Genomic DNA, 7812 nt, shown 5'->3' with positions numbered 1-7812 from the left:
GGAACGAGAGCGACGAGGCATTGCATTATTTCGACCAGTCGTGGTTCAAGCAGCTGTGCCGTCTCGCGCTTGATTCCGTATACTGGGGACACTCGCTCATTGAGCTGGGAGACATCGTGCAGGACGGCGACGGGTGCGCTTGCTATAGTGGCGTTAGGCTCATACCGCGCAAACATGTCATTCCTGAATATGGACGTGTCGTGAGCGACCTTGGGCAAAGCTGGAACACGGGAATTGATTACCGCAAGCCGCCGTTTTCCAGCTGGCTCATAGAGGCGGGACAGCCAGACAATCTCGGGTTGTTCTTAAAAGCTGCGCAGCACACTATCCCAAAGAAAAATATGCTCGCTTTCTGGGACACCTTCGGCGAAATTTTCGGCATGCCCATGCGCATAGCTAAGACTGCCTCGCGTGATAGCAAGGAGATAGACCGGTTGAACCGCATGCTCATCGAGGCAGGTGCCTCGCAGACCGCCGTCATGCCACTCGACACCGAACTTGAGTTTATCGAATCCACACGTGGCGATGCTTACAATGTCTACAACCAGCGCGTGGATCGCTCCAACTCAGAACTCTCGAAACTCATCATCGGACAGACCATGACCATTGAGGACGGAAGCAGCCTCTCGCAAAGTCAGACCCACTTGCAGGTGTTCCAAAACCTTGTGGAAGAGGATGCCGATATGCTCAGGGATATCATCAACAATCAGCTCTTGCCACGCATGGTGGCGCATGGATTCCCACTCGAGGGATTCCGATTCGACTGGGACTACTCCGTTGATTTCACGCCGGAGCAGCAGGTGGCTTACGAAACGATGGTGGCTGACCGATACGAAGTGGATCCGGCTTACTTCGCTGAAAAGTATTCCATGCCAGTGGGAGAGCGTAGGAACAACATGCCTGTAATGGAGCCACAGGAAGACCCGGACGACAATTCCCGTACTAACGAGAAAAATAAAACTCGTTCCGATTCTCAAGTGCAGCCGCAAAACAACGACGACCAAAAAGGGAAGAGTGATGGTAAGAAACAACAGCAAAAGAACGTACACCATTTTTTCGCCCAGGCCCCGCAGGACGGGGCTCATTTAGACTGGTAGTCAACGACCTCTACTATGGGCACGAAGGAAAGTGCTGCCTCGCATCGACCGAAAAGGGCTTTGCGATGTCCGACGAAGTCATCGAACGTGCACTTCACAACATCTACAGGCGAAACTTCAATCCAAAAACCGACATCGAGCCGGCATTCTTCCACGCGTTCGTGTCCACACTCAACACCGCTGCCGACAAGGGAATCAGACAGGCTCAAAGGCCAGAAGACGACTTTCTCAACGCGCTGCGACACAACACAGCCGTATTCGCAGCGTTCAAGACGCACCGGCTGCAGAACGATGTCGCACGGCAGCTCATGGATTCAAACGGCAATCTAAAGCCGTTTGAACGGTGGAAAAACGATGTGCAGGACATTACCTCACACCAGTGCAAGGCATGGCTGCGAACGGAGTACGACACCGCCGTGCTCCGCGCAAGGCAAGCTGCCAACTGGCAGCAGTTCCAGCGAGAGAAAGATGTACTTCCAAACCTCGAGTGGATGCCATCCACATCACCCAACCCGGGAGCAGACCACATGCCTTTCTGGGGAACTATACTGCCCGTTGACCACCCCTTCTGGGAACAACACAGACCGGGAGACCGATGGAACTGCAAGTGCGACTTGCGCGCCACCGACAAACCCACAACCACGGTGCCCGCCGACCCGGCAAACGCCCACGACCCCCAGCCGGGGCTCGACAGCAACCCAGGCCGCACGGCGCAGCTCTTCGAACCATCGCACCCCTACATCGCAAATGCGTACCCGGGGGCCAGAGAGGCCGTCGAGAAAGCAGTAAGAAAAGAGGAATTTCAGGAAATCAAGAAAGAGGCAAGGAAAACCCTGCAGGGAACAACAATTTCACACCCGAAATTAAAAGGGAAAATCAAAATTTCAAGAAGAAGTATTGACGAATGGACAAACCAGCCGCACATACACTATCAGGAAAAAAACTTGATGATACTCTCTATAGGGAAAGTACTTCAAAACGCAAAGTATCTTGGGAAAAAGACCGATGTGTCACAAAAGGCGGGAACCAAGTTCGTACACATTTTCGAAATTGAAATCAAAGCCGACAAGAGTTGGATCATCGTCAAGGAGTATCAAGATGGTAGCATCATGCTCTACAGCGTTTCTGATAGCCCGAATGTACTCATAGGACTAAACAAAAAATAGCCTCAATGTCACGGCTGGAAATACAATCCAGCATAGACGTCAAGACTATTCTCACCGCAAATATAAGTAATAATTTCAAAACAACAAAATAAAATGAAGAAGAAATGTGATAAAAAAAAAGAGGACGCTAAAAAACGCCCTCGGGTGGTACACGGCTTGCGCCCTGTCCCTAACTTCTTGCGAAGCTGATGCAAATGTACACATTATTTCTCAAACGCTAAACAAAATGAGGAAAAAACAGCAAATACAAATAAAAAAGCACCAACCATGACACCCCAGCAGTTTCTACAGCTCCTACAGCAGTATAGCCGCGAGATAGAGCATGCCAGACAACGCACCCTGCCCGTCAAGGTCGGACGCATGGCAAAAGACCACTTCCAGGACAACTTCCGGAAGGGTGGGTTCGTTGACGGGGGACTGCATCCATGGCAGCGCACGCACAGACAGCAGTACGCGCACGGGGCCGGCAAACAGTATAAGCCGCTCATGTCATCACGGCAGAGCCTCTACGGATCCATAGCCTATGCGCCCACCGACGCAGCCGTAACCGTAGGTACATCCGTACCATACGCCGACATACACAATTCAGGTGGAGACATCGTAGTAACAAAAAGAATGAAACGATTCTTCTGGGCAAAGTTCCGGGAGGAAAACGGAGACTCGTGGGCAAGGAAACACAAGAATTCCGAGGCCGACTTCTGGTACCACATGGCACAAAAGCCAGTAGGCTCAACCATACACATACCGCAGCGGCAGTTCATTGGAGAAAGCCGCGAGCTGGACAAGAAAATCGAAGAGGCCATTAACAAGGAAGTCGAAGACATCATAAGCAAATAAAAAAACGGACGGCTGACCTATGGCCAGCCCCCGCAGTCGACGAATCGGTAGTCATTAGCTACGGAATCGTCACTGCAAATATTGGAAATAATTTTTTAATTTCAAAGTATACAGAAGTAAGATTTCGGAAGAAGCTCATTGGAGTAATAATAAGCCATATTTTTCAACAAAAAGCTGGGCAAAGAATAATACAAACGATGCCTTTTATCACCATAACATTATTGATAAAACTATGAATGGTATAATGTTGTAAAGAAACATTCGGGGGAGAAAAATAAAAAGCCCCCGGCCTGTTAATAGTCATCTCACCTACATATTAAAGCAATACGAAGTACCGCACGACTGGGGGCCAATACCCTCGTTGCGGTACTTCTTTTTGCGTTTATGTAAGTGAGATATTGCAAAGATACAAAATATTATAATGATGAAGATAATTGAGGTCTTGAAATTTAACAGGGAGCTGATAAAAAGGCTCAAAATAGCGGGAATACGCCTGGAAGACGAAGAGTTTGTGGACTTATATACAGATTACACCAACTTGCTGAAGCGTGGGGAGAAAGTATCATATATTGTTGCCCTGCTTTCGGAAAGGTATGCGGTGAGCGAGCGTAAAGTGTACACACTCATCAAGCGATTCAAAAGTGACTGCAAACCGCTTGCAGTATGATTTGGTGAGATTGTTCTTCTGCTTCACCGAATATGACAACCTTTGTCGCACAAAATAAGTGCGATAATGAGAAAACAACATCTTTCAGCACCGCTTCCATTCCAGGGACAGAAGCGGATGTTTGCCCGGGAGTACATTAAGGTACTCCAGCAGTACCCTGACGGTACAACCTTCGTGGATTTATTTGGCGGCAGCGGTCTGTTGTCGCATATCGCCAAGTGTCAGAAGCCGAACTCCACCGTTGTGTATAATGACTTTGACGGCTATCGTAAACGGCTGGAAGCCTTACCCCAAACGAATGCCTTGCTTTCAGAATTACGGACAATAGTGGATGTGCCACGCCACAAGGCTATCATAGGTACACAGCGCGAACAGGTACTGTCGTGTATCCGCAAGCATGAGCGTACCCACGGGTATGTGGATTATATCACGTTGTCTTCATCTATTTTGTTTTCAATGAAGTATGCCACGGAATATTCAGACCTGGAGAAAGATACTTTATATAATAACATCAAGGGAGTGGATTACCCACCCTGCGACGACTATCTCGATGGGCTGACCATTACCTCCTGCGATTATAAGGAAGTATTTGAGCGTTACAAGGACGTACCTGGCGTTGTGTTCCTCGTCGATCCGCCCTATCTGAGCACGGACAGCAAGACCTACAGAATGTATTGGAAACTGTCCGATTACCTTGATGTGCTGACAGTTCTCGCTGGGCATAGATTCATCTATTTCACCTCGAACAAATCCTCCGTCATAGAGCTGTGCGACTGGATGGGAAATCACCCTAACCTTGGCAACCCTTTCAGGAACTGCCACCGCAAGGAGTTCAACGCTCACATGAATTACAGTTCGTCCTACACGGACATCATGCTCTATACGGATGTTGCTTGAATAACATTCTAATACCGTTTGAACGATGAACAAATACTATCAGATACTGAACAAGATCCTGGAACAAGGAAAAACTCAGACCAACAAGAAAGGCAATATCCGTTACGTGCTCAATGAGCAACTTTCATTGTCGCCTGCTGACTTGCTCGATATATTCGAGAGCCACGGCATAGCCAGAAAGAAACTGAAGAACGAACTCCAACTCTTTATGCAGGGTGAGCGGCAAGTGGAGAAATACCGCGAGGTAGGCATAAACTGGTGGGACTATTGTGGCTCCGTGCTCGTCAATAGTTATCCCACCTACTTTGAGAAGCTGCCGCCATTGTTAGCGAGGATAAACCGTGAGAAGCGGAACAGCAAGAATTATGTATTGTTCCTTGGTGAAACAGGTGCGGAGAGCAACCAGGCACCATGCCTCAGCCTTGTACAATTTCAAATTGACAAAGGTGAGCTGATATTGTCAGCCTACCAGCGAAGCAGTGATGCGAACCTTGGACTGCCAGCAGATATATACCACCTCTATCTCATGGCACGCCAGATAGACCTACCATTGAAGAACATCACACTGAATCTCGGAAATGTACACATATACGAGAACAATTTAGAGCGAACAAGGCTACTGCTTGATGGTGATGAGAACGTGAAGTTCGACTTAAATGTGTGAGATTTTTATGATTAAGAAACTTAAAACGCCCCAGAGTCTTCTGAGGCGTTTTTAAGTTATGTGTGGGGAAGTCGAAAAAAGAACATTTCGTTTTACGAAACACATCGCTTCGTTTTGTTTTTTCGGAACGTTTCGTTTTGCGGATTATAATTAGAGACAAAGATGGCAACATGTGGAAATCTTCAGCGCATTGGCGTGGCATGCACTGGACTGTGAACATGACNGTCAGGGAGTCTTGGAGTTCCAAGCAGGAAGTCTATTCAGAAGTGTTTGACTCCGAGTCTATGGATGAGAATACTTTCAAGAAAAGAATGGATAATCAGCTCAAATACTACAACAGCTTAGAGAGTGACAAAGAACCCTCTCAGCAAGTTGTTTACAAGTTAGGCTACGATGCTCCTAAATACTACACAATGGCAGATGAGAACAAGATGAAAGGTTGNAATTCCGCTGTGTTCTCCGCCAGCTGTGCCGACGGCTCTACCCTTGCAGAAGGGTCCTTCAACTGGAAGGAGAACGGTAATCAGGGAAAGCATCTGGAAGATCCCAAGTCAAAGAATTTTGCCATGGTAGCCTCTCCTAAGTCTGGCAACGATGATATCAAGATGCTGCAAAAAAAGAAGTTAGAATATCAAGCCGATATNAAGAATATTAATGAGCAAATCCGTTCCATGGATAGGGAGATGAGAGCCTTGATAGAGCAGATAAAACAAGCCAAAATGGCACATGATGAGAACAAGGTTTCCGAGCTACGTTCACNTTATGAAACCATTAGTAAAAATCAGGCAGCTTCAAAACGTCAGCTTTCGCAGATACAGTCTTATCTTGGTAAGATAAANACTGCCATATCAGAATATTATAAAGATCTTACTGAGGACAATGGAGATCCTTATCGTATTCCTGCAAACATGAGAGAATTAGAAGGGCTTTACAAGCTATCCTGGCAGGATGACGGAGAGTGGACCAATGGTGACAATAAATATATTTTCGTNCGTCATGCTTATTGTGCACAGGTAAAGAGTGAGGTAACTTACACCGCCACTCTCACGTTATCTCAACCTCCAAGTTATCTTATACCTTGGTTTGGATGGAATCTTATAAGGATTCACCGTGCCATATTGAGCGTCGACTACAAGCTCTCTGCTTCTTTTTCTTCAGAGAATATCATAGAGACTATGAAACTTGACGTGAANCTATCGGAGAAAGAGCGTGCAGCAAAGGTCAACGAGCGTCAAAAGCAATTGATGGAAGACATGCCTGACTGTTCTATTTCGGTAAGATACAACTATGCCAAGAACTTGGCAAANGAAGAAGACCCAGATGCCATTCANTTGCTTTGGGCCAGCGATCGTTTAGATGTGGCCAGAAACGTGGAATACCAACTTAGNTTAATCTATTCCCAGCTGGTTCTTTTGGAAAAAGTCATGAATGATCGTCAGACCATCAAGGATTTCTTGACCAATCACATCTTCAACCCCATTACAAGAAAGTCACGAGGAACTATTGCCGAGTATGCGCTGCAACGGTGGAACGATGCAAGTGACAAAGCCAAGAAGACTTCCGCAAGTACCTCTTTACAAAACAACACCACAACAAGCGAAAATTAAGGCATAGCATAAATAATAGAAAACATGAATAAATTGGTATACATACTGGTGATGAGCCTTTGTCTTCTATTTATTCCGAGTGAAGTCAAGGCATTAGATTTCCCGACCGATCCCGTCTCGTTGGAAGCAATGATCCATAACCACAAGACCGTCAGGGCTATGTTGGAATTGCGTACCCTTGCCGAGGAAGGCGTGATTANTTATCATGAAAAGAGTATGCACTCTATGGAAGATTACGCTGCGGTCAACAAGAAGTTGGACAAATATAGAAAGTGTTTCAATATTATCAACCTCATTTTGANCTCAACCGCCACTGGCTTCCATGCTTNTAACAGTTTTAANAGTTGCAAGAGTAATCTCGAAGCCTATTATGATCTATTGAATACCTACAACAAGGAAATCCTCCAACATGGAGCCATCTGGACAAGCGACACCATAATCATCAAAGCCAGTCAACGAGCCGTCGAGGGTGTTTATCATGGAGCTTCACAGCTATGGAAGTCCTACTCTGAATTAGCCGAAATTATGACTGGTGTAAGAAATTGTACCACTTCGGATTTAATGACCATTTTGGGTGATATCAACAATTCCATTGACGAGATAGACGNCAGCATCAGACGTTCCTACACGGAGTTATGGGCATATATGACTGTCCGGATGGGNTTTTGGAAAAAAGAAATATTCATGGCAANAAGCATCAAGGATATTGCCAACGATGCTTTGGGGCGTTGGCTTGGTAACTCCATCCAAGCATTTGAATGTCTGGAGCAACATCGCTCATTNCAACATGCCCCCTTAGGCGGTGGCGGNATCATCGGNGGCAGAAGCTGGCATTAAACATAAAAGAATACCTATCATGCAAAGAAATAGAATCATC

The 7812-nt window shown here is 46.4% G+C and carries 6 protein-coding genes; all 6 read left to right on the top strand.

Annotated elements, in window-relative coordinates; genetic code table 11:
• Positions 1 to 1097, top strand: a 1097-nt coding sequence (locus HMPREF9304_RS12565) for a phage portal protein family protein (protein ID WP_081953725.1), incomplete at its 5' end; no start/stop codon positions are given.
• 161 nt (positions 1098 to 1258) lie between these two features.
• Positions 1259 to 2263 carry an LPD3 domain-containing protein gene (locus HMPREF9304_RS12560; protein ID WP_231564540.1) on the top strand — a complete coding sequence of 335 codons (1005 nt, stop codon included), beginning with the start codon at positions 1259 to 1261 and terminating at the stop codon, positions 2261 to 2263.
• Positions 2264 to 2530: 267 nt separating this feature from the next.
• Entirely contained in the window at positions 2531 to 3100 is a 570-nt protein-coding gene (locus tag HMPREF9304_RS12555) for a phage virion morphogenesis family protein (protein WP_036929789.1), read from the top strand.
• A 424-nt stretch (positions 3101 to 3524) separates the two neighbouring features.
• Complete coding sequence (locus tag HMPREF9304_RS12550) at positions 3525 to 3767, top strand: hypothetical protein (RefSeq protein ID WP_036929793.1); 243 nt, start codon at positions 3525 to 3527, stop codon at positions 3765 to 3767.
• A gap of 66 nt (positions 3768 to 3833) precedes the next feature.
• Positions 3834 to 4664, top strand: a complete 831-nt coding sequence (locus HMPREF9304_RS12545; RefSeq protein WP_036929787.1) for a DNA adenine methylase — start codon at positions 3834 to 3836, stop codon at positions 4662 to 4664.
• A 25-nt stretch (positions 4665 to 4689) separates the two neighbouring features.
• Positions 4690 to 5328, top strand: a complete 639-nt coding sequence (locus HMPREF9304_RS12540; RefSeq protein WP_036929785.1) for a thymidylate synthase — start codon at positions 4690 to 4692, stop codon at positions 5326 to 5328.
• The last annotated feature ends 2484 nt before the right edge of the window (positions 5329 to 7812 follow it).

It is taken from the genome of Hoylesella timonensis S9-PR14 (assembly GCF_000762405.1).
Taxonomy (GTDB): domain Bacteria; phylum Bacteroidota; class Bacteroidia; order Bacteroidales; family Bacteroidaceae; genus Prevotella; species Prevotella timonensis_A.
Note: the sequence above shows the minus strand (reverse complement) of the source record. Positions and strands in the feature narration are given on the sequence as shown.